Raw genomic sequence first — 20,516 nt, 5'->3', positions numbered from 1 at the left:
ATGACGATCCGGATCGTGATCGCGGAAGACCAGGCGCTGTTGCTGGGCGCACTGGCCGCGTTGCTGAAACTCGAAGGTGACATCGACGTGGTGGGACAGGCGCGCAATGGCGAAGATGCGCTGGCGCTGTGCCGCGCACTGCAACCGCATATCGTGCTGACCGATATCGAGATGCCGCGCATGACGGGGCTGGAACTGGCGGCCGCGCTGCGCGATACCTGGCCCGCGGTCCGGGTGGCGATCGTCACCACGTTTGCCCGCGCCGGCTATTTGCGGCGCGCGATGGCGGCCGGTGTGCGGGGCTACCTGCTGAAGGATGCGCCGGCCGAAACCTTGGCGCAGGCGATCCGCACCGTGCATGCCGGCGGGCTGGCGATTGCGCCTGAACTGGCGCTGGAAAGCTGGGGCGGCGCGCAAGACCCGCTCAGCGAAAGGGAACGGCAGGTATTGCGGCTGGCGGGAGAAGGGCGCAGCGGCGCCGACATCGCAAGGCTGCTGTCGCTGTCGGAGGGCACGGTGCGCAACTACCTGTCGGAAGCCATCAGCAAGTGCGGCGCCGCCAACCGGGTGGAGGCGTACCGCATGGCGCGCGACGCCGGATGGCTGTAGGCGGCTCGCAATCCTGCCTGATTAATTGAACAACTGCGGCAACTCTTGCGCCCGTTTGCGCAGCAATTCGCGCGCTTCGTCATAGGCCGGGTAAATACGTCCGACCTCGGCCCAGAAGCGGGGGCTGTGGTTCATTTCCAGGATGTGCGCCAGTTCGTGCGCCACCACGTAATCGATCAGCGGCAGCGAGAAGTGGATCAGTTTCCAGTTCAGGCGGATCACGCGCTGCGCCGTGCACGAACCCCAGCGCGAACCGGCGGACGACAGCAGGAAGGAACTGTATTGCACGCCGAGTCGCGCCGCATAGATCGCCAGGCGCTGCTCGAACAGGACTTTCGCCTGCTGTTGCAGCCATGCTTTGACCCGTTCCTTCAACAATAATTCAGTGGCGCCCGGCACCAGTCCCATCTGCAATTCACGGGTGTCGGGGTTGTAGTCGGTGCGGTTGCGCGTGGCCGTGTACAGCCGCAACTTGATGGCGGCGCCCAGGTAGGGCACTTGCGCGCCGTCGACCCATTCCATCGGCGGCTTTTGCAGCCGCGCGGCGCGCCGTTCGCGGCGCTCTTCCAGTTTCGACAGGATCCAGTGCTGCTTGGCGCGGATCGCGTCGTCGATGTCGGACAGCGACACGCGGCGCGGCGCCGTCACGCGCAAGCCGTCGTCATCCACCATGAAACCGATCGAGCGGCGCGACGAGCGGCGCAGTGCATATTCCAGCACATAGCCGCCCACCAGCAACTGGCGGCGCGGCAGCGGATCGGCCGGCGGCGGAGCCACCGGCGTGGGCGCGCGCAACGGCACGGGCGGCGCCAGCATGGGACCGGATGGCGGCGCGGAATGGGCCGATGCTGCGGGAGGGGAGGCGAGAGGTGCTGCGGAATGTGGCGCTGCGGCCGGGTGGTCGGATGAAACGTGTGCTGTGGGGGCGGACGATGGCGGTGACGGGAACGTCGAGGCGGGCGGGCGGGGCGCCTGCCAGGTGGCGGGACCCGGCGGCGCGGGCCGCGATGGCGGGCGCGGCGCAAGTGCGCCTGCGCCGGATTGCGTGTCGCCTTCGCTCGAAGACTGCCGGGACGATGCCGAGAGGTCGTCTAGCCAGCGTTGTAAGCGTGGGGCGAAATGACGCGCATTTCTGATTCTATCCACTGTTCCACCTGCTCCATCAGACTGTCGGGCGTATGCCCTGCGGACGCAATCGGCTTGCCGACGGAAACCGTCACCTTGCCAGGCCGCTTGATAAACGAATTCTTGGGCCAGCATTCTCCCGAGTTCAGCGCGATCGGCACCACGCAGGCGCCGGTTTCCACCGCCAGCCGCGTGCCGCCGCTCTTGTACTTGCCGGTTTGGCCAACCGGGATCCGTGTCCCTTCGGGGAACATGATAATCCATTGGCCGTCTTTCAGGCGACGCTTTCCATGCGCGACCACCTGTTTGAATGCATGCTTGCCTTGCTTGCGGTCGATCGGGATCATGCGCAGCATGGCGATGCCCCAGCCGAAGAACGGGATGTACAGGATTTCCTTTTTGAACACGAACACCAGCGGGCGTGGCAGGTTCGCCAGCAGGAAGATGGTTTCCCATGCCGACTGGTGCTTCGACAGCACGATGGCCGGTTCGTCCGGGAAGTTTTCCGCGCCCTTGATTTCATACTTGATGCCGCAAATCGTCTTCGCGCACCAGATGATGAACACGTTCCAGCGCGACACCACCCAGTAGCGTTTGTTGTACGGCAGCGGCGCCACCAGCATGCAGACGGCGGACCAGATGATGGTGGCAACCGCCATGATGGTCATGAACAGCAGGGAGCGCAGGAATAAGGAAGCTTGGTGCAACGCGGTTCTCCGGTAAATCAATTCAGCCCTGGGAGGGGGCTTTCAGCAAATGGTCGACGGTGGCTGCCAGGTCGGGGAATACCATGGTGCCGGGCGGCAGGCCGCCCGTTTCATGGGTCTTGGCGCCTTTGCCCGTCAATACGAGGAACGGCACGCAGCCGCTGACAAAGCCGGCCTGCAAGTCGCGCAACGAATCGCCGACCGTCGGCACGCCTTTCAGGCTGACCTGGTAGCGCTTGGCGATTTCCGCGAACATGCCGGGCTTCGGCTTGCGGCAATCGCAATTGTCGGCTGCCGCGTGGGGGCAAAAGAAAATCGCCTCGATCTCGGCGCCGGCTTGTTGCGCCAGCGTGTGCAGCTTCTGGTGGATCGCGTTCAAGGTGCTCATGTCGAACAGTTCACGGGCAATGCCGGACTGGTTCGACGCGATCACCACGCGGTAGCCTGCCTGGTTCAGGCGCGCGATCGCTTCCAGCGATCCCGGGATCGGGATCCACTCGGCGGGCGACTTGATGAAGTCCGGGGAGTCATGGTTGATCACGCCATCCCGGTCCAGGATGATCAACTTCATCGCCACGCCCATGTTATGCCGCCAGCTTGGAAATGTCGGCCACGCGGTTCAGCATGCCGTGCAACATGGACAACAGCGCCAAGCGGTTGTTGCGCAGCGCAACGTCTTCCGCCATCACCATCACGTCGTTGAAGAAGGCATCGACGTCATCGCGCAGTTGCGCCAGCGTCTTCAACGTGCCGGCGAAATCGCCGCTGGCAAAGGCGGCGTCGACTTGCGGTTGCACGCGCGTGATCGCGGCAAACAGGTTTTTCTCGGCCGTATCCTGCAGCAATTCCGATTTCACGCCGCCCGCCACCTGGGCCAGCGCTTCCTCGTTTTTCTTGAGGATGTTGGTGATGCGCTTGTTGGCGCCGGCCAGCGAGACCGACTCCGGCAGCGCGGCAAACGCCTGCACGGCTTCCAGGCGCTGGACGATGTCGTCCAGGCGGTCCGGGTTTTGCGCCACCACGGCTTCGATTTCATTCGGCGTGAAGCCGCGCTCGCGCAGGATGCCGCGCAGGCGGTCCAGCATGAAGGCGGTGACTTCGCCGGTCGGATCCTTGAAGCCGGCCACCGCACCGAATTGCGCCACGGCGTCGGCCAGCAGGCCGGAAATGCTCAGCGGCAGGCGTTTTTCGATCAGCATGCGCAGCACGCCCAGCGCATGGCGGCGCAGGGCGAATGGATCCTTGTCGCCGGTCGGCTGCAGGCCGATGGCCCAGATGCCGACCAGGGTTTCCAGCTTGTCGGCCAGCGCCACGGCCAGGCCCGCGCTGCTCGATGGCAGTGCATCGCCGGCAAAGCGCGGCTGGTAGTGTTCGGACGCGGCCAGCGCGATTTCCTCGTGCTCGCCGTCATGGCGCGCGTAGTACGTACCCATGATGCCTTGCAGTTCCGGGAATTCGCCCACCATGTCGGTCAGCAGGTCGGCCTTCGACAGGCGCGCCGCGCGTTCCGCCAGTGCGACGTCGCTACCCAGTTTGCCGGCAATGGCGCCGGCAAGCGCGGTGACGCGGTCGCTGCGCTCGGCCTGCGTGCCCAGCTTGTTGTGGTACACCACGTTTTTCAGCAGCGGCAGGCGCGATTCCAGGGTTTTCTTCTTGTCTTGCTCGAAGAAGAATTTCGCGTCGGACAGGCGCGGGCGCACCACGCGCTCATTGCCGCCAATGATGGCGTCCGGCGTGGCCGTGGCGATGTTGGAGACGATCAGGAAGCGCGAGCGCAGCTTGCCCGCCTGGTCGGTCAGCGCGAAGTATTTCTGGTTGGTCTGCATGGTGAGGATCAGGCATTCCTGCGGCACGGCCAGGAATTCCTCCTCGAAGCGGCACTCGTACACCACCGGCCATTCGACCAGCGACGTGACTTCGTCCAGCAGCGCTTCCGGCATCAGCACCAGGTCGCCGGCGGCTTTTTCCAGCAGCGCGGCGCGGATCTGTTCCTTGCGGTCGTCGAAGCCGGCGATGACTTTGGCCTTGTCCAGCAGCGTGGCGGCGTAGGCGTCGGCGTGCGGCACTTCCACCAGGCGCTGGCCCGGTGCGCTCAGGAAGCGGTGGCCATCGGTGATTTTCGCGGCCGTCAGTCCCAGCACCGTCAGCGGCAGCACGGTTTCGCCATGCAGCGCGATCAGGCTGTGGGCCGGGCGCACGAATTGCACGGTGGCGCCGTCCGGGCGCTGGTAGCTCATGACTTTCGGGATCGGCAGCTTGGCCAGCGCTTCATCGAGCGCCGCTTGCGCGCCCGTTTCCAGCTTCGAGCCAGGCGCGGTGTAGGTGTAGAAGAAGCTTTCCGCCTTGCCGTCCTGCGCGCGCTCCAGGTCCGACACGTTCAGGTCGGGGAAGCCCAGCGCGGCCAGTTTCTTGGCCAGCGGCGCGGTCGGGTTGCCATCCTTGTCCAGCGCGACCGTCACCGGCAGCACTTTTTCACGGATGGATTTGTCGGGCGATACGGCGCGCACATCGGTGATGGACACGGCCAGGCGGCGCGGGGTGGCATAGGTGGTGGCCACGCTGCCGTCTTCCAGGAAGCCGCGCGCTTTCAGGCCGTTGACGATGACCGTGGAAAACGCGGCGCCCAGTTTGGACAGCGCCTTCGGCGGCAATTCTTCGGTCAGCAGTTCGATTAACAGGGTCTGGTTCATATTCTTACTCTTTCGGCAGCATCGGGAAGCCGAGGCGTTCGCGGGAATCGTAGTAGGCTTGCGCAACCATGCGCGACAGCGTGCGCACGCGGCCGATGTAGGCGGCGCGCTCGGTCACGGAAATGGCGCCGCGGGCGTCCAGCATGTTGAAGCTGTGCGACGCTTTCATGATCTGCTCGTAGGCAGGCAACGTCAGTTGCAGCTCGATCAGGCGCTTGGCTTCGGATTCGTGGTTGGCGAATTGCGCAAACAGCAGTTCCGTGTTGGCGTGCTCGAAGTTGTACGTGGACTGTTCCACTTCATTCTGGTGGAACACGTCGCCATAGGTCAGGCGCTTGGTCTCGCCGTTCTCTTCCCACTCGGTCCAGACCAGGTCGTAGACGTTTTCCACGCCTTGCAGGTACATGGCCAGGCGTTCGATGCCGTACGTGATTTCGCCCAGCACCGGCTTGCAATCGATGCCGCCCACTTGCTGGAAGTACGTGAATTGCGTGACTTCCATGCCGTTCAGCCAGACTTCCCAGCCCAGGCCCCAGGCGCCCAGGGTCGGGCTTTCCCAGTCGTCTTCCACGAAGCGCACGTCGTTTTGCTTCAGGTCCAGGCCCAGCGCGGCCAGCGAGCCGAGGTACAGGTCGAGGATATTTTCCGGCGCCGGCTTCAGCACCACCTGGTATTGGTAGTAGTGCTGCATGCGGTTCGGGTTTTCGCCATAGCGGCCGTCTTTCGGGCGGCGCGATGGCTGGACGTAGGCGGCGCGCCATGGCTCCGGGCCGATCGCGCGCAGGAAGGTGCCGGTGTGGAAGGTGCCGGCGCCCACTTCCATGTCATATGGCTGCAGCAGGGCGCAGCCCTGCTTGTCCCAGTAGGATTGCAGCGTCAGGATAATCTGTTGAAAGGTAAGCATCTTGTTTAATCTTTGCGCTGGACGGTTGCGAGCGTTGTTGAATCGCCAAAACGGCTAATTTTAGCGGGTTTTACGGGGTGCGGAAGGGCTCAGGCCCCCGTTTAGTGGTTTTTTGCGGCTTTCCGGGTCTCTTTGCGGCTCCACCAGAACGCGCCGCCCAGTGCCAGCATCGCCAGCAACAGGAACAGTTTGTTGGCCATGACGATGTACGGCGTGGTCCCTTCCATGCCTTGCACGGACGTTTTCAGCACGCCGGCCTGGTAATACGGCAGGGCGGACACGATCTTGCCATGGCTGTCGATCACCACCGTGGCGCCGCTGTTGGTGGCGGCCAGCATGGGGCGGCCCGTTTCCAGCGTGCGCAATTGCGAGATTTGCAAATGGTGGGGAATCGCGATGGATTCGCCATACCACGCCAGTTCCGACACGTTCAGCAGCAGGGTGGCCGGTTTCGGGTCGGCGGCCAACTGTTCGGCGATTTCTTCGCCAAACAGGTTTTCATAGCAGATGTTCGGCAGCACGCGCTGCGACTTGACCTGGAACGGCGGTTGCACCACCTTGCCGCGGGTCTGGTCGCCCAGCGGGATTTGCATCAGGTTGGTGAACCAGCGGAAGCCGGGCGGGATGAATTCGCCGAACGGCACCAGGTGGTGCTTGTCGTAGCGGTATGTCGGCAGGCCGGATTCCGGCGGGATGCCGATCACGCTGTTGGCATACTGGGTCGGGCTGTCCATCAACGGGATACCCACCACCAGGTGGCTGCCGGAGCGTTTCGCGAACTGGCCCAGGCCGGGCAGGTAATCCGGCGGCAACTGGTGCGGGAACAGCATGACGGCCGTTTCCGGCGTGGCGATCAAGTCCGCCGCTTCGGCCGTGATGGTGGCGTGGTAGCGGCGCAAGGTCGCCTCCGTGTGGGACGCGTCGAATTTTTGCAGCAGCGGCGTATTGCCCTGCACCAGCCGTACCGAGATCGGCTGGCCGGCAGCGTGCGTCCAGTCCACCGTGCGCAGCGCGCCACCGATGACGAGAATCGCCGCCGCCGTGCCCAGCGCGGCCCAGCGCACGCGGTGCATGCCCAGCAGCAGGGCGCCCGCGCACAGCGCGGCCAGCCAGGACACGCCGTATACGCCCAGCACGGGAGCATAGCCGCCCAGCGGCGACGCATTGTGCGCGTAACCGGCGGCGGCCCACGGGAAGCCCGTGAACAACCAGCCGCGCACCCATTCGAAGACCGCCCACAGCGCGGGCAGCACCAGCAGATTGGCGGCGGGCAGCGGCAGCGACCAGCGGCGGCGCAGCCACAGGCCGGCATACATGGCCAAACCCGCATAGATGCCCATGCCGGCGGCCAGCGCCACGATCGACGCGCCGGCCAGCGGCGCAGGCAAGCCGTTGAAACGGTTCAGCGCAATGTACAGCCAGTGGGTATTGGCCAGGCACCAGCCAAAGCCGAAAGCCCAGCCCACCAGTGCACCGGCTTTCAGGGTCTCGGCGCGCAGCGCCTGGTAAAACAGCAGCGCCAGGCAAACCAGTTGCAGCGGCCACCAGCCGAACGGTGCAAACGACAACACGCTGGCCGCGCCGGCGATGGCGGCGATGGCCATGCGGCTGCGGGTGGAGCGGGGGATGGAAATCTCGCCGGCAGCGGCGCGCCGGAAACGCATCAGTCCTGCTCGTCCACGGACGGCGGCAGTTTTTCGACCAGCAGCACGTGGATCTGGCGCGCGTCGGCGCGCAGCACTTCGAAGCGCAGGTTGTCGATGGCGAACTTGTCGCCCTTGTGGGGCATGCGCGCCAGGTGTTTGACGACGAAACCGCCAATGGTGTCGGCATCTTCATCGGACAGGCTGGTGTCCAGCTCGTCGTTGAACTGTTCGATTTCCGTCAGCGCCTTGACGCGCCAGCGCGGGCCCTGGCGGCCTTCCTTGATCGACAGGATATTGTCTTCTTCCTGGTCGAAGTCGTATTCGTCTTCGATGTCGCCGACGATCTGTTCCAGCACGTCTTCGATGGTGATCAGGCCGGCCACGCCCGAATATTCATCGACCACGATGGCCATGTGGTTGTGGTTGGCGCGGAAGTCGCGCAGCAACACGTTCAGGCGTTTCGATTCGGGGATGAACACGGCCGGGCGCAGCATGTCGCGCACGTCGAACGATTCTTCCGCGTAGTAGCGCAGCAAATCCTTGGCCAGCAGGATGCCGACCACCTTGTCGCGTTCGCCTTCGATGGCCGGGAATCGCGAGTGCGCCGTCTGCAGCACTTCCGGCATCCATTCTTCGATCGGCTTGGAGATGTCGATGACATCCATTTGCGAGCGGGGAATCATGATGTCGCGCGCCGACAAGTCGGAAACCTGGAACACGCCCTCGATCATCGACAGCGCATCGGCGTCGATCAGATTGCGTTCATGGGCATCGTGCAGGACTTCGAGCAGTTCCGCGCGGTTCTCGGGCTCGGGGGAGATCAGTGCTGTGAGTCGCTCAAACAGCGACCGGTGGGGTTTGGCGTCAGTCTTGACGCCACTAGAGTGCTCTTGCATGGCAGGCGGGTGCCGGTTGTTTCGAAGTGCTATAGCATACACCAAATGGCCCCGCCGGTCCGGAAATGGCATTTCCGCCAAGAATTACCCGGCCATTATTGTTCCGCGTACGGGTCCGCGTACCCCAGTCCTTGCAGGATTTCCGTCTCCAGCCCTTCCATTTCCTCCGCCTCTTCATCGTCGAGGTGGTCATAGCCCTGCGCATGCAGCACGCCGTGCACGATCAGGTGCGCCGTGTGTTCTTCGATGGTTTTCTTTTGTTCGTCCGCTTCCCGCTGCAGCACGTCCGTGCACAGGATGATGTCGGCGCGGGTTGGTTCGTCGTCCGCCACTTCCTCCCCTTCGTTGTAGGCGAACGTCAGCACATTGGTGGCGTAATCCTTGCCCCGGTACTCGCGGTTCAACTCCTGGCCTTCGGCTGCATCGACGAAGCGGATCGTCAGTTCGGCCGGGGCGAACAGCGTGGCCTTGATCCATTTGCGGATCAGCGGGCGGGTGATGGTCTCTTGCAGGCGGGTGTCGGCGTATTGCACCGACAGTGTTAATTTATTTTTTTCGGACATGTTTGACGGCGGCGGATTTAACAGGGTGCAGCAGGGGCGCGATTTCCGCGCTGGCATTGTGCGCGCTTTCATACGCGTCGACGATACGGGCCACCAGTGGATGGCGCACCACGTCGGCGCTGGTGAATTGCGTGAACGCGATGCCGCGCACGTCGCGCAGCACGTGGGTCGCGTCGACCAGGCCGCTCTTGGTGTGCTTGGGTAAGTCGATCTGCGTGGTGTCGCCCGTCACGACGGCCTTGCTGCCAAAGCCGATACGGGTCAGGAACATCTTCATTTGTTCGACCGTCGTGTTCTGCGCTTCGTCGAGGATGACGAACGCGTGGTTCAGCGTGCGGCCCCGCATGTAGGCCAGCGGCGCGATTTCAATCACGCCCTTTTCGAACATTTTCTGCGTGCGGTCGAAGCCCAGCAAATCGTACAGCGCGTCATACAGAGGGCGCAGGTACGGGTCGACTTTTTGCGCCAGGTCGCCCGGCAGGAAGCCCAGGCGCTCGCCCGCTTCCACGGCGGGACGCGTGAGGATGATGCGCTTGACGGCGTCGCGCTCGAGCGCATCGACGGCGCAGGCCACGGCCAGATACGTCTTGCCGGTGCCGGCAGGGCCGAGGCCGAACGAAATGTCGTGGTCGAGAATATTGCGCAGGTACTTGATCTGGTGCGGCGTGCGGCCGCGCAAATCGGTGCGGCGGGTTTTCAGCACGGGGCTGGTAATGTCCGGCTCGTTGAACGGCGGCTCTTCCTGGTCCGGTTCGATCGGCGGCGCCAGGCCGGCGCGCTGTTCCACCAGCGCCAGCTGCACTTCTTCCACCGGCACGACTTTCTGCGCCACGGCGTAAAACTGCGCGAGGATTTGCACCGCGCGTTCAGCGTTGGTGCCGCTGACGATGAACTTTTCGCCACGGCGGAAGATCGTCACATCGAGCGCTGCGGAAATCTGGCGCAGGTTTTCATCCAGCGGACCGCACAGGTGCGCCAGCCGCGAATTATCGAGCGGCTCGGGGATGAAGTAATGCGGCTGTACAGGAGTCTTGGTTTTCAAAGGAACAAATGGAGTGGGTTATACTGCAAAGCGTTAGTTTACCGTAACCGCGGGGCCTGAGCGCCCCGCAGGCATATTTTTCGGGTTATTGTTATTGTCGTAACCGCGTGGCCAGAGCGCCCCGCAGGCATATTTAAAAGGGCATTTTCCTGCCCTGTTAACGTTCTGGCATTGCCTTTCGCGCAAGATGCCCTAGAGTCGAAATATTAAGGAGAGCGCCATGGCCGTCGGATCCGTTTCAGGCGTGGGCAGCAGCCCCGCACAACTTACCAGCGTGGTCAACGACCAGCGCGCGGAACAGGCGCGCCAGGCCCGGCTGGAAGAGCAATCGCGTACCGAGCAATTGCAGGCCGACGCCGCCGCGCAAGCCCAGCAGGCAACCGACGCGCAGCGCGCCGAACAGGTGCGCCAGTCGCAGGAAACGGATAATTCCCGTCAGCAACAGCAAGAATCACTGCTGGCCAGCCAGACGCTCAGTCCGCTGGCTTCCCGTATCGGCCAGAACATCAATACCACCGCCTGACCTCCGCTTTCCCGGCGCCGCATCGCGTAATTCGGCGCCGTCATTCCCTTGTAATAATTTCCTGCTGTCCTTTCGTGCGCCACGGAATATCCCCGTATGTTGAAATGGCATTGTTGCTAAGAATTCTAGCGAATCGTTGATAACTCCCAACTTCCGCTAGTCGCGACTTGGCTGAAACGGGCTGGAGCAAGCATATTATTGGAATTGCAATACGCTCCAGAATCTCGACAACTCACTTAGACGAGGACTACCATGGGACACCACGCTTTAGCTTCCCAGGAAAGCTACAATCCGAATCACCTGCTGGACATGCTGCTGGGAAAAATGCAGCTGAAGAATGACGCTGCGCTGTCGCGCATGCTGGAAGTGGCGCCGCCTGTCATCAGTAAAATCCGCCACCACCGTTTGCCGGTGGGCGCATCGCTGCTGATCCGCATGCATGAAGTGACGGGCATGAGCATCCGCGATTTGCGTGACTTGATGGGCGACCGCCGCACCAAGTACCGCCTGTCCGATGCGCAAGGCCGTCCAAAACCAGAAGACCGTCCGCAACAGGGACAGCCTGAAATGGAAACGGCGGACAGTACGCAAGGTGGCAGCGGCCTGTCGCACTGACCGTAGCGCCATGATGCGCCAGGCTGCCACGGCCGGCCACAGGCCGGCCTGACGCAGGTTCGCATCCGGTGCGGTTCAGCTGAGCAGCACCAAAGCAATTTCTTCGTATTGCAATTCCGTTTCGCGGAACAGTTGTAAATACACTTCTTCATCGAGGCCCAGTGCAGTCCAGGCCACGGTCGACACCGGCGGCACCAGGCCGTCCGGCATTTGCGCCAGGTCCAGTGCATGGGCAATGGCGTCCGCCACATGAATGATGGCCGACAGGAAGCCCGCCCCTTGGGCTTCCGGCGTATGGTGGTGGGCAATGGCCAGTTTCATCGTATCGGAAAAATTCCAATGCGCGGCCAGCGCCATGCCCGCGTCCACGTGGTCGATGCCCAGCACGGCCCGTTCCGCTTCGATCATGTAGCAATCGTGTTCATCGCGGTAGGCGATGGCGCGCTCATAGTCTTTCGGGAAGCACGCCACCAGCACGAGGCGGCCGATATCGTGCAGCAAGCCTGCGGTGAACGCATAATCCTGGTTAAAGCGCATTTGCCGCGCCAGCACGCGGGCGCAGGCGGCGCTGGCGATCGAATGGCGCCAGAACGCCTTGTGGTCGAATCCCTGACAATGTTTTTCCGCGAAGCAGCCCGTCACGGCGGCTGCCGTGATCAGGTTGCGCGTGGTTTGAAAACCCAGGAACGTGATGGCTTGCTGGATCGTCGTGACTTTCACTTGCAAGCCATACAGCGAGGAATTGGCCAGCCGCAGTGTTTTCGCGGTCAGCGCCTGGTCGTGCGACACCTTCTTGGCCAGCACGGAAATATCCACATCTTCCTGGTCTATGCTGTTGAGCAATTCCATCACCACGGCGGGCAGCGATGGCAAATCTTCCAGGTTGTTAACAATATCGTCGTAAGTCAGCATAGGGTTCATTCTTCAGCAGCCAGTGCGCCGAGGCGGAAATCCGTGACAAAGCGGCGCAGCAGCGCGGTGGCCCAGTCCTGGTCGCTGTCCGGATCGTTTTTACGGAACAAATGGGCCAGCCGCGCCAGGTGCCGCTCCTGGATCGCCGCCAGTTCTTCCGGCGACGGAGCTTCCGGCACGGCAATGGGTAACATGGCAATACCGTGGCGCGGCATCAGGGCAATCATCGCCTGCGTCAGCACTGTACCCTGCGGCAATAATATATGGCCTTGCACGTCCAGCAATTCGTCGGACAACACCATACCCGGTTCCACCTGGGCCAGCGGCATGTGCTGGTAACTGGCTGTCATTGCGGTCTCCTCAGTCTTTGACCGATCTTACCATCGGGTTTTCTGTGTGTCTCGCTGTGTATCTGCAATGCAATGCGTGGCGTTGCACCGGACACGCACAGTGTTAAATCTTGCCAAGGAGCTAGGCTTGCAGGTACATTGGGACCTTGCCATCAAATAGGCTGGGGAGCGGTAATGTTTGGTATTCAGGGGAGGCTGACGTTTCTGTTCGTCGTTATCGTGACGCTGGTCCTGGCGATCTCGGGTACGTACGCACAGTACAGTCTGAGCCATGAACTGGAAACCAGCAACTTGCGCTTGCGCCAGGGTGTGCTGACCCGGCTGCAAACCAGCCTGCCATCGGCCCTGTGGGATCTCGACAAAGCCAAGGTCGACAACATCGTCGCGGCGGAAATGCTGCCGCCGGAACTGGTGGCGATCCGCGTCTATGACACGTCGGTCGGCCTGTTCTCCGGCAAGCTGCGCAAGGAAAACGGCAGCATCATCGCCATCGAACAAGACAGCCAGATCGCCGGCACGCCGGTGGTGGCGGACCTCGCTTACCGCGATGCGGGTGCGGCCGGCAATGCGCCGAAACCCGTGATCGTCGGCCGCGTCGTCGTCAATTTCAGCCGCGCGCAAATCGACGCCACGCTGGCAGCGGAAGTACGCCGCAAAGTCATTGAAGTCTTGCTGCTGGACTTGATCCTGGTGGCGGCGCTGGCGCTGAGCCTGCGCATCGTGTTCGATCCCCTCAAGCAATTGCGTGACGGTTTGCACGACCTGGCCACGCGCGGTTCCGACGAAGTGGGCGAATTGCCCGATAACCGGCGCGATGAACTAGGCGACGTGATCCGCGGCTTCAACGCCATCCAGCGCCGCGTGAAAGCCATTATTGCCCGCACCCGGGAAGCGGAAGACGAAGCGCGCCGCGCCGCGGTGACCACCGCCAAGGCATTGGCGGATTTGCAGCGCACGCAGGAATCGCTGTTGCAGGCGGAGCGTCTGGCGTCGCTGGGCAGCCTGGTGGCGGGCGTGGCCCATGAAATCAACACGCCGGTCGGGATTGCGCTGACGTCGGCGTCGATCCTGATGGAAGCGACGGAAAAAGTGCACAAGTCCGTGGCGGACGGCGCCATCAAGAAGTCCGAGATTTTGAAATACCTGGAAACCGCCGAGGAAAGCACGCGGCTGATCATGAACAATGCGTACCGCGCCGCGCACCTGATCCACAGCTTCAAGCAAATTGCCGTGGACCAGGTCAGCGAAGCGCGGCGCCGCTTCGAATTGCGTGAATATATCGGCGAAGTGGTGTCCAGCCTGCAACCGAAGCTGAAGAAGACCCACATCCAGGTCGACATCGATTGCCCGCCCGACATCGTGCTCGACAGTTACCCGGGCGCGCTGGCGCAAGTGATCACCAACCTGACCCTGAACTGCGTCGAACACGCGTTCGATGCCGACACTGAAGGTCATATCGGCATTAACGTGAAGGCCGATGGCGACTGGGTTGAAATGCAGGTGATCGACAATGGCAAAGGCATTCCGCCGGACATGCTGGACAAGGTGTTCGATCCCTTCGTCACCACGCGGCGCGGACAGGGTGGCACCGGCCTGGGCCTGAACATCGTCTTCAACCTGATCGCCAAGCAATTTGCCGGCACGATTTCCGTCACCAGCGTGCTGGGCGAGGGCGCCAGTTTCGTGCTGCGCATCCCCCGCGTCACCCCATCCGAAGGCGATGCGCAGGAACCGCATGCGGATGCCCGCCTGCATGCCTGAGTTGCATCTGCATTCAACCGGCGCGCCGCGTCCCTGCCATCTGCCCCATACTGGCGCCGTGCAACATCAGGAGAATGAAGTATGGGTACACGCAGGCAGATTGCATTGCTGCGGGGAATTAACGTGGGCCGCGCCAAGCGCGTGGCGATGGCTGACTTGCGGACCTTGCTGACCGGGCTGGGATTTACCGGGGTACGCACGCTGCTCAACAGCGGCAACGTGATTTATGACTGTCCCCAGGCGCGCACCGTCGACGCCGCCATGGAAATCGAAGAGGCGCTGGTGTTGAAGCTGGGTGTGGCGTCGCAAGTGACAGTGCTCGATGCCGAGCAACTGGCGCACGTGGTGCAAGACAATTGTCTCGACAGTGTGGCGGGCGATCCGTCCCGCCTGCTGGTGGCGGTCTTGCATAACCCGGCCGACCGCGAACTGCTGGTGCCGCTGGCGCGCCAGCACTGGGAACCTGAGGCGTTCGCGCTGGGCCGCTGGGCTGCCTACCTGTGGTGTGCGGACGGCATCCTGGCCAGCCGCGTGGCGGCCGCCATGGGCAAGCTGCTGGGCGATGGCGTGACGACGCGCAACTGGAGCACCATCAGCAAACTGCACGCGCTGGCGTGCGAACCAACTTGATTCTGACCCTGCTAGGAGCCAACTATGCCTGTCGTAACTGGAGAATTCGACGTCACGATGACGCCGGAACGGATGTCGGTCGGCGCGTCCGGCTTTGGCCTGGGCCGCATGGTGCTGGACAAGCGCTACCACGGCGCGCTGGCGGCCAGCGGCAATGGCGAAATGCTGAGCTTCATGGGATCGCGGCCGAACTCGGCCGGTTACGTCGCGATGGAGCGGGTCGAAGGCAACCTGGATGGTCTGAAGGGCGGGTTCACGCTGCAGCACAACGGCATCATGGACCGTGGCGAACCCAGCCTCAGCGTGCTGGTGGTGCCGGATTCCGGCAGCGGCGACTTGACGGGCCTCAGTGGTAAACTGGATATACGCATGGAAAACGGGAAACACTTTTACACGTTTGACTATGTGCTGGCGCCGATTGCCTAGCGTTGCAGGCACGCGCTACAATGGCGCATTAATTAATTGCCCTGCGGAAATATAACGCATGAATAACGATCTCTTCAAAGGCGTCCTGATCATGGTCGGGCTGTTCCTGGCCATTGTCGTCGGCGGTATTGCCCTGACGGACAATGGCTGGCAAAAAGCCGGTTGCGTCGGCCGGGCGCTCACCAGCGGGATTTCACTGAGCAGCGTATCGCGAGTGTGCGGGCTTTAAAACGCCGCCGCGAATGCGGCGCGCGCCGGGTGGTGCAGCACGTCGCTGCGCCACACCAGCATGGTTTGCACGCGGGCGATGTGGTCCGGCAACGGATGGATCGCCACCGTGCCCCGGTAATCCCGTAACTGCATGATTTCCTTCGGCATCACGGCCACGCCCATGCCGGCCGCCACGCAGCCGATGATGGCTTCGAAGGTACCGAATTCCGACACGCGCGCCAGCGGCACGCCGCTTTCCGCAAACCACGCTTCCAGCATTCTCCGGTAGACACACCCGGTACGGAACGCCAGCAACGCGCGGCGTCCCACATCGTGCGGCGACGCCACAGGCGGATGCCCATGCCCCGTTAACAACACCAGTTCTTCGTCAAACACGGCGTGTTGCACCAGTTCATGATGGTTGACCGGCGCGGCCACCAGCGCCACGTCGAGCTTGTGGTTCAGCACGCCTTGAATCAGTGGATCCGTCGGCGCGGTTTCCAGCTGCAAATCCACGTCGGGATAGGAGCGGTGAAAGGCGGCCAGCACGGCCGGCAAACGCGCGGCGGCCGTGGTTTCCATGGACCCGATGCGCAGCAAGCCGGCCGGCTCGCGCCCCCCGGCCACGGCCGCCTGCGCTTCTTCCGCCAGTTGCAGCAAGCGGTCGGCATACGAAAGTAAGCGCTCACCTTCGACAGTCATCAGCATGCGCCGCCCGGTGCGATGGAACAGCGCCACGCCCAAGCCTTCTTCCAGCTGGCCCAGCCGGGCCGAAACATTCGACTGCACGCGATGCAGCCGCGCGGCGGCCTGGGTCACGCTGCCTTCTTCCGCCACGGCCTTAAAGATGCGCAATGCCGACAAATCCATGATGTTCTCGCTTTGAGATGGTTTCATTCAGTATTATTCATTTTATCGGATGCGTAAAGGCGGCTACAGTGAATGCATGAAAACCGCACACACTCCCCCCTCCACTCCGGCGACATCGCCCCTGGTCTTGTTGGCATGCAGCTTTGCCTTCGTCATCGTCCAGCTCGACGTCACCATCGTCAATGTCGCGCTGCCGCGCATTGCCGTTGATCTCGATGCGCATGTGGCGCAACTGCAATGGGTCGTCGATGCCTATACGCTGGGCTTTGCCGTGTTCCTGCTGTCGGCCGGCGTGCTGGGCGACAAATCCGGTTCGCGCCGCGCTTTCCTGGCCGGCTTCGCGCTGTTCACGCTGGCGTCGCTGGCCTGTGCGCTGGCGCCCGGCGCCACCGCGCTGAACCTGGCCCGCGCCGCGCAGGGCGTAGGCGCCGCGCTGCTGGTGCCCAGTTCGCTGGCGATCCTGAATGCCGCCTACGGCCATGACAAGTCATTGCTGGCCAAGGCCGTGGGCTGGTGGACGGCGGCCGGCGGCGTCTCGATTGCCGCCGGCCCTGTGCTGGGCGCCGCGCTGCTGGAACTGGCGGGCTGGCGCAGTATTTTCTGGGTCAACGTGCCGCTGTGCGTGGCGGGCGCCTGGCTGACGTTGCGGTCGGTGCCGGCAGCGGCGGGACGCGACCCGCAGCGCGCGTTCGACTGGCCGGGGCAGCTCCTGGCCATCGTGGCGCTGACCACCTTTGTTGGCGCCGTGATCGAAGTGCATGTGCTGGGATGGACGCATCCGGTGGTCCTGGGGGCGCTGGTGCTGGCAGTGGCGACGGGCGTGCTGTTTGTTGTGGTGGAAACCGGCAGCGCGGCGCCCATGTTGCCGCTGTCGCTGTTTGCCAGCGGCGCCTTCCGCCGCGCCGTGCTGTTCGGCGTGCTGGTCAACTTTGCCTACTATGGCGTGGTGTTCGTGTTCAGCCTGTATCTGCAGCAATTGCGCGGCATGACCGCGATGCAGGCGGGCCTGGTGTTCCTGCCGCTGACGGGCACCTTCATTCTGTCGAACCTGGCCAGCGGCCGCGTGGTGGCGCGCTACGGCACCCGCGTGCCGATGATCGCCGGCGCGCTGATTGCCGCAGCCGGCTATGCGTTGCTGGCGCTGGCCGGCATCGGGGCCGATGCGGCGGTGGCGGCCATGGTGCCGGGGCTGATGCTGATCCCGGCCGGCATGGGACTGGCGGTGCCGCCCATGACGACGTCGATTCTGTCGGCCGTGGAGCCGCGCCTGGCGGGCACCGCGTCCGGTGTCCTGAACGCCGCGCGCCAGGTGGGCGGCGCGCTGGGCGTGGCCGTGTATGGCGCGCTGGCGGCGTCGCCGGTGGCGCTGGACGCCATCGCCGGCACGCGCCATGGCGTGCTGGTGTCGTGTGCGCTGCTGCTGGCCGCGGCCGCGCTGGCGGCCGGCCCGGCGGCGTTCACCGCAGCATTGCGCGCGTCACGTTCCCAATAAGTTCCCTGTCAATCCGCAATCTGCCAGCCATTCCGGGCCGGCGGCATACGTCAGTTGACGTATGTGCAGTGCAGCATACGGTGGTTAATCTCATGTCATCACATCACCACCACATGAGAGAGGCCCGGAATGAACGTCACACCGTTATCCCCAGCGTGCCTGATGCTGCTGGCGGCGCTGGCAGCATCGGCACCGTTGTCCGCACAGGCGGGCGCCACGATCCCGTTCGGCAATGGCCAGTCGGTCAGCGTCGGCTTCGGCATGCGCGCCAGCTATACCAGCATGGAAGACGCGGCGCCGAACGGCACGTCGCGCTCGAACGATTTCAACCTGGACAGCGCCCGCCTGTTCTTCGGCGCGTCGCTGAACAAGCAGATCGGCGGCATGCTCAATACCGAATGGGACGGCAACCAAGTGCGCGTGATGGATGCGGCCGGGCAGTTCGCCATTTCCCCGGAACTGAACATCTGGGCCGGCCGCCTGCTGTCGCCCAGCGACCGCGCCAACATGGCCGGTCCCTATTATTCGCTGGGCGGCGGTTACTGGGCAGGTGTGGCGTCGCGCTATGGCTATAACGGCGGCATCTTCCGTGGCCGCGACGATGGCGTGGTGGCGTGGGGTAACGCGGCCGACGGCAAGCTGGGATACTCGTTCGGCGCATTCGAAGGCCATACCTTCGGTATCGGTTCGCTGACGCAAAACCAGGCCAAGGCGGCCGGCGTCAAGGCCTCGGACAGCCTGATGTACGCGGGCCGCGTGCAATACGACTTCTGGGACGCGGAACCCGGCTATTACGGCACCGGCAATTATCTCGGTTCGAAAGACATCCTCGCGATCGGTTTTGCCGCGCGCCAGCAATCGAAAGGCGTGCTGACCACGGCCGGCGTCGGCGACTACACGTCGTGGAACGTCGACTTCCTGCTGGAAAAACGCGTGCCCGGCGGCGCGTTTTCCGTGGAAGCCGCGTACTACGACTATGACACGGATGGCGTCATCAAGTCCGAGCAGGGCAAGGCGTATTCGGCCGGCGCCGCTTACCTGTTCGCGGCCGGCGCCGGCAAGCTGCAACCGTTCGTGCGCTACCAGAAATTCTCGCCCGATACCAACCTCGATACCCGCCAGGCCGACGCCGGCCTGCATTACATCATCGATGGCTACAACGCCCAGCTGACCGCCCTGTACAGCCGCACCAAGACCACCAGCGCGCCGAGCCTGTCGAAATTCGCCGTTGCGCTGCAACTGCAGTACTGAACCCCCCACTACCGGATCAAGGAGAGACACCATGCAAGCACGCCGTAACTTCGTTACCCGCATTGCCGCCGCTGCCGCCCTGCTGGCCGCCGGCCTGCCGGCTTACGCCACCGACACCATCAAGGTCGGCATCCTGCATTCGCTGTCGGGCACGATGGCGATTTCCGAAACGTCGCTGAAAGACGTGGCGCTGATGACCATCGATGAAATCAATGCCAAGGGCGGCGTCCTGGGCAAGAAGCTGGAACCAGTGGTGGTCGACCCGGCGTCGAACTGGCCGCTGTTCGCGGAAAAAGCGCGCCAGCTGATCGCCAACGACAAGGTGGCGGCCGTGTTCGGCTGCTGGACGTCGGTGTCGCGCAAGTCCGTGCTGCCGGTGTTCAAGGAATTGAATGGCTTGCTGTTCTACCCGGTCCAGTATGAAGGCGAGGAACTGGAAAAGAACGTGTTTTACACGGGCGCCGCGCCCAACCAGCAAGCCATCCCGGCAGTCGAGTACCTGATGAGCAAGGAAGGCGGCGGCGCCAAGCGCTTCGTGCTGCTGGGCACCGATTACGTGTACCCGCGCACCACCAATAAAATCCTGCGCGCCTACCTGAAGAGCAAGGGCGTGAAAGACAGCGACATCGATGAAGCGTACACGCCGTTCGGCCATGCCGATTACCAGACCATCGTCGCCAACATCAAGAAGTTCGCGGCGGGCGGCAAGACGGCCGTGATTTCCACCATCAATGGCGACTCCAACGTGCCGTTCTACAAGGAGCTGGGCAACGCGGGCCTGAAAGCCACCGACGTGCCGGTGGTGGCGTTCTCGGTGGGCGAAGAGGAATTGCGCGGCGTCGACACCAAGCCACTGGTGGGCCACCTGGCCGCATGGAATTACTTCCAGTCCGTGAAGAACCCCGTCAACACGGAATTCATCAAGAAGTGGAAGGCGTACGCCACGGCGAAGAAATTGCCGAACGCGGGCGGCGCCGTCACCAACGACCCGATGGAAGCGACCTACGTCGGCATCCACATGTGGGCGCAAGCCGTGGAAAAAGCCAAGTCCACCGATACCGACAAGGTGATTGCCGCGATGGGCGGCCAGACCTTCCAGTCGCCGTCCGGCTTCACCCTGACCATGGACGCCACCAACCACCACTTGCACAAGCCGGTGATGATCGGCGAGATCAAGGGCGACGGCCAGTTCAGCGTGGTGTGGAAAACCAAGGCGCCGCTGCGCGCCCAGCCATGGAGCCCTTTCATCAAGGGTAACGAAGGCAAGCAAAGCATGTGATCCCGGGAGACCACT

At 63.2% G+C, this 20,516-nt stretch carries 22 protein-coding genes; 10 read left to right on the top strand and 12 right to left on the bottom strand.

All coding sequences use genetic code 11. The features are described 5' to 3' along the window. Nucleotides 1–609 carry a response regulator transcription factor gene (locus tag GJ700_RS22660; protein WP_154378179.1) on the top strand — a complete coding sequence of 203 codons (609 nt, stop codon included), beginning with the start codon at nucleotides 1–3 and terminating at the stop codon, nucleotides 607–609. 21 nt (nucleotides 610–630) lie between these two features. Here GJ700_RS22660 and GJ700_RS22655 read toward each other — a convergent pair whose 3' ends face one another. The 9 genes from GJ700_RS22655 to GJ700_RS22615 form a co-directional block, all read right to left on the bottom strand. Then, nucleotides 631–1,425, bottom strand: coding sequence for a M48 family metallopeptidase (locus GJ700_RS22655; protein WP_154378177.1), 795 nt, complete (start codon nucleotides 1,423–1,425; stop codon nucleotides 631–633). Nucleotides 1,426–1,700: 275 nt separating this feature from the next. Further along, nucleotides 1,701–2,441: a lysophospholipid acyltransferase family protein gene (locus GJ700_RS22650; RefSeq protein ID WP_195763982.1), complete on the bottom strand. Its 741-nt coding sequence runs from the start codon at nucleotides 2,439–2,441 to the stop codon at nucleotides 1,701–1,703. 22 nt (nucleotides 2,442–2,463) lie between these two features. After that, entirely contained in the window at nucleotides 2,464–3,012 is a 549-nt protein-coding gene (gmhB, locus tag GJ700_RS22645) for a D-glycero-beta-D-manno-heptose 1,7-bisphosphate 7-phosphatase (RefSeq protein ID WP_154378175.1), read from the bottom strand. A 13-nt stretch (nucleotides 3,013–3,025) separates the two neighbouring features. Further along, nucleotides 3,026–5,131 (bottom strand): glycine--tRNA ligase subunit beta, encoded by a 2,106-nt coding sequence (gene glyS / locus GJ700_RS22640; protein ID WP_154378173.1) that lies wholly within the window; start codon nucleotides 5,129–5,131, stop codon nucleotides 3,026–3,028. 4 nt (nucleotides 5,132–5,135) lie between these two features. Then, nucleotides 5,136–6,035, bottom strand: coding sequence for a glycine--tRNA ligase subunit alpha (gene glyQ, locus GJ700_RS22635; RefSeq protein ID WP_154378171.1), 900 nt, complete (start codon nucleotides 6,033–6,035; stop codon nucleotides 5,136–5,138). A 101-nt stretch (nucleotides 6,036–6,136) separates the two neighbouring features. Continuing rightward, the gene (gene lnt / locus GJ700_RS22630) at nucleotides 6,137–7,699 is read right to left on the bottom strand and encodes an apolipoprotein N-acyltransferase (RefSeq protein ID WP_154378169.1); all 1,563 of its coding nucleotides are present in this window, start codon (nucleotides 7,697–7,699) and stop codon (nucleotides 6,137–6,139) included. Next, nucleotides 7,699–8,577 (bottom strand): CorC family transporter, encoded by an 879-nt coding sequence (locus tag GJ700_RS22625; RefSeq protein WP_154378167.1) that lies wholly within the window; start codon nucleotides 8,575–8,577, stop codon nucleotides 7,699–7,701. Before GJ700_RS22625 ends, lnt begins: the two co-directional genes overlap by 1 nt. A 95-nt stretch (nucleotides 8,578–8,672) precedes the next feature. Further along, on the bottom strand, nucleotides 8,673–9,140 hold the full coding sequence (ybeY, locus tag GJ700_RS22620) for an rRNA maturation RNase YbeY (RefSeq protein ID WP_154378166.1): 468 nt from the start codon (nucleotides 9,138–9,140) through the stop codon (nucleotides 8,673–8,675). Next, nucleotides 9,124–10,182 (bottom strand): PhoH family protein, encoded by a 1,059-nt coding sequence (locus GJ700_RS22615; protein ID WP_154378164.1) that lies wholly within the window; start codon nucleotides 10,180–10,182, stop codon nucleotides 9,124–9,126. Before GJ700_RS22615 ends, ybeY begins: the two co-directional genes overlap by 17 nt. Nucleotides 10,183–10,402: 220 nt before the next feature. Between GJ700_RS22615 and GJ700_RS22610 the strand changes: the two genes are divergently transcribed. Beyond that, nucleotides 10,403–10,705: a hypothetical protein gene (locus GJ700_RS22610; protein WP_154378162.1), complete on the top strand. Its 303-nt coding sequence runs from the start codon at nucleotides 10,403–10,405 to the stop codon at nucleotides 10,703–10,705. A 252-nt stretch (nucleotides 10,706–10,957) separates the two neighbouring features. After that, nucleotides 10,958–11,320: a hypothetical protein gene (locus GJ700_RS22605; protein ID WP_154378160.1), complete on the top strand. Its 363-nt coding sequence runs from the start codon at nucleotides 10,958–10,960 to the stop codon at nucleotides 11,318–11,320. A 75-nt stretch (nucleotides 11,321–11,395) separates the two neighbouring features. On the opposite strand, the gene GJ700_RS22600 is transcribed toward GJ700_RS22605, so the two are convergent. Further along, nucleotides 11,396–12,241 carry an HDOD domain-containing protein gene (locus GJ700_RS22600; protein WP_154378158.1) on the bottom strand — a complete coding sequence of 282 codons (846 nt, stop codon included), beginning with the start codon at nucleotides 12,239–12,241 and terminating at the stop codon, nucleotides 11,396–11,398. Continuing rightward, nucleotides 12,238–12,582: a hypothetical protein gene (locus GJ700_RS22595; RefSeq protein ID WP_154378156.1), complete on the bottom strand. Its 345-nt coding sequence runs from the start codon at nucleotides 12,580–12,582 to the stop codon at nucleotides 12,238–12,240. Before GJ700_RS22595 ends, GJ700_RS22600 begins: the two co-directional genes overlap by 4 nt. 174 nt (nucleotides 12,583–12,756) lie before the next feature. Here GJ700_RS22595 and GJ700_RS22590 point away from each other — a divergent pair, with 174 nt between their 5' ends. The 4 genes from GJ700_RS22590 to GJ700_RS22575 all read left to right on the top strand — a co-directional run bounded on the left by GJ700_RS22590 (nucleotide 12,757) and on the right by GJ700_RS22575 (nucleotide 15,628). Further along, nucleotides 12,757–14,343, top strand: coding sequence for a sensor histidine kinase (locus tag GJ700_RS22590; protein ID WP_154378154.1), 1,587 nt, complete (start codon nucleotides 12,757–12,759; stop codon nucleotides 14,341–14,343). Nucleotides 14,344–14,424: 81 nt separating this feature from the next. Beyond that, nucleotides 14,425–14,973, top strand: coding sequence for a DUF1697 domain-containing protein (locus GJ700_RS22585; RefSeq protein WP_154378152.1), 549 nt, complete (start codon nucleotides 14,425–14,427; stop codon nucleotides 14,971–14,973). A 24-nt stretch (nucleotides 14,974–14,997) separates the two neighbouring features. After that, entirely contained in the window at nucleotides 14,998–15,399 is a 402-nt protein-coding gene (locus GJ700_RS22580) for a DUF3224 domain-containing protein (RefSeq protein WP_154378149.1), read from the top strand. 58 nt (nucleotides 15,400–15,457) lie between these two features. After that, complete coding sequence (locus GJ700_RS22575) at nucleotides 15,458–15,628, top strand: hypothetical protein (RefSeq protein ID WP_154378147.1); 171 nt, start codon at nucleotides 15,458–15,460, stop codon at nucleotides 15,626–15,628. Here GJ700_RS22575 and GJ700_RS22570 read toward each other — a convergent pair. After that, entirely contained in the window at nucleotides 15,625–16,506 is an 882-nt protein-coding gene (locus GJ700_RS22570; protein WP_229507180.1) for a LysR family transcriptional regulator, read from the bottom strand. The genes GJ700_RS22575 and GJ700_RS22570 overlap by 4 nt on opposite strands. Before the next feature lie 49 nt (nucleotides 16,507–16,555). On the opposite strand from GJ700_RS22570, the gene GJ700_RS22565 reads away from it, so the two are divergent. From GJ700_RS22565 to urtA, 3 genes are all read left to right on the top strand, one after another. After that, nucleotides 16,556–17,971 (top strand): MFS transporter, encoded by a 1,416-nt coding sequence (locus GJ700_RS22565; RefSeq protein ID WP_154378145.1) that lies wholly within the window; start codon nucleotides 16,556–16,558, stop codon nucleotides 17,969–17,971. Between the two features lie 129 nt (nucleotides 17,972–18,100). Further along, nucleotides 18,101–19,222, top strand: coding sequence for a porin (locus tag GJ700_RS22560; protein ID WP_229507179.1), 1,122 nt, complete (start codon nucleotides 18,101–18,103; stop codon nucleotides 19,220–19,222). A 31-nt stretch (nucleotides 19,223–19,253) separates the two neighbouring features. After that, complete coding sequence (gene urtA / locus GJ700_RS22555; protein WP_154378143.1) at nucleotides 19,254–20,501, top strand: urea ABC transporter substrate-binding protein; 1,248 nt, start codon at nucleotides 19,254–19,256, stop codon at nucleotides 20,499–20,501. The last annotated feature ends 15 nt before the right edge of the window (nucleotides 20,502–20,516 follow it).

Origin of the sequence: Pseudoduganella rivuli (assembly GCF_009674485.1) — a bacterium.
Lineage (GTDB): Bacteria > Pseudomonadota > Gammaproteobacteria > Burkholderiales > Burkholderiaceae_D > Rugamonas > Rugamonas rivuli_B.
Note: the sequence above shows the minus strand (reverse complement) of the source record. Positions and strands in the feature narration are given on the sequence as shown.

Excerpts from the sequence above, each read along its gene's own strand:
- GJ700_RS22575 (WP_154378147.1), top strand. The coding sequence starts at position 15,458 with ATGAATAACGATCTCTTCAAAGGCGTCCTGATCATGGTCGGGCTGTTC.
- lnt (WP_154378169.1), bottom strand. The coding sequence starts at position 7,699 with ATGCGTTTCCGGCGCGCCGCTGCCGGCGAGATTTCCATCCCCCGCTCC.
- GJ700_RS22595 (WP_154378156.1), bottom strand. The coding sequence starts at position 12,582 with ATGACAGCCAGTTACCAGCACATGCCGCTGGCCCAGGTGGAACCGGGT.
- GJ700_RS22560 (WP_229507179.1), top strand. The coding sequence starts at position 18,101 with ATGAACGTCACACCGTTATCCCCAGCGTGCCTGATGCTGCTGGCGGCG.
- GJ700_RS22625 (WP_154378167.1), bottom strand. The coding sequence starts at position 8,577 with ATGCAAGAGCACTCTAGTGGCGTCAAGACTGACGCCAAACCCCACCGG.
- glyS (WP_154378173.1), bottom strand. The coding sequence starts at position 5,131 with ATGAACCAGACCCTGTTAATCGAACTGCTGACCGAAGAATTGCCGCCG.
- GJ700_RS22610 (WP_154378162.1), top strand. The coding sequence starts at position 10,403 with ATGGCCGTCGGATCCGTTTCAGGCGTGGGCAGCAGCCCCGCACAACTT.
- GJ700_RS22655 (WP_154378177.1), bottom strand. The coding sequence starts at position 1,425 with ATGCTGGCGCCGCCCGTGCCGTTGCGCGCGCCCACGCCGGTGGCTCCG.
- urtA (WP_154378143.1), top strand. The coding sequence starts at position 19,254 with ATGCAAGCACGCCGTAACTTCGTTACCCGCATTGCCGCCGCTGCCGCC.
- ybeY (WP_154378166.1), bottom strand. The coding sequence starts at position 9,140 with ATGTCCGAAAAAAATAAATTAACACTGTCGGTGCAATACGCCGACACC.
- GJ700_RS22585 (WP_154378152.1), top strand. The coding sequence starts at position 14,425 with ATGGGTACACGCAGGCAGATTGCATTGCTGCGGGGAATTAACGTGGGC.
- gmhB (WP_154378175.1), bottom strand. The coding sequence starts at position 3,012 with ATGAAGTTGATCATCCTGGACCGGGATGGCGTGATCAACCATGACTCC.
- GJ700_RS22605 (WP_154378160.1), top strand. The coding sequence starts at position 10,958 with ATGGGACACCACGCTTTAGCTTCCCAGGAAAGCTACAATCCGAATCAC.
- glyQ (WP_154378171.1), bottom strand. The coding sequence starts at position 6,035 with ATGCTTACCTTTCAACAGATTATCCTGACGCTGCAATCCTACTGGGAC.
- GJ700_RS22565 (WP_154378145.1), top strand. The coding sequence starts at position 16,556 with ATGAAAACCGCACACACTCCCCCCTCCACTCCGGCGACATCGCCCCTG.
- GJ700_RS22590 (WP_154378154.1), top strand. The coding sequence starts at position 12,757 with ATGTTTGGTATTCAGGGGAGGCTGACGTTTCTGTTCGTCGTTATCGTG.
- GJ700_RS22570 (WP_229507180.1), bottom strand. The coding sequence starts at position 16,506 with ATGAAACCATCTCAAAGCGAGAACATCATGGATTTGTCGGCATTGCGC.
- GJ700_RS22600 (WP_154378158.1), bottom strand. The coding sequence starts at position 12,241 with ATGAACCCTATGCTGACTTACGACGATATTGTTAACAACCTGGAAGAT.
- GJ700_RS22580 (WP_154378149.1), top strand. The coding sequence starts at position 14,998 with ATGCCTGTCGTAACTGGAGAATTCGACGTCACGATGACGCCGGAACGG.
- GJ700_RS22660 (WP_154378179.1), top strand. The coding sequence starts at position 1 with ATGACGATCCGGATCGTGATCGCGGAAGACCAGGCGCTGTTGCTGGGC.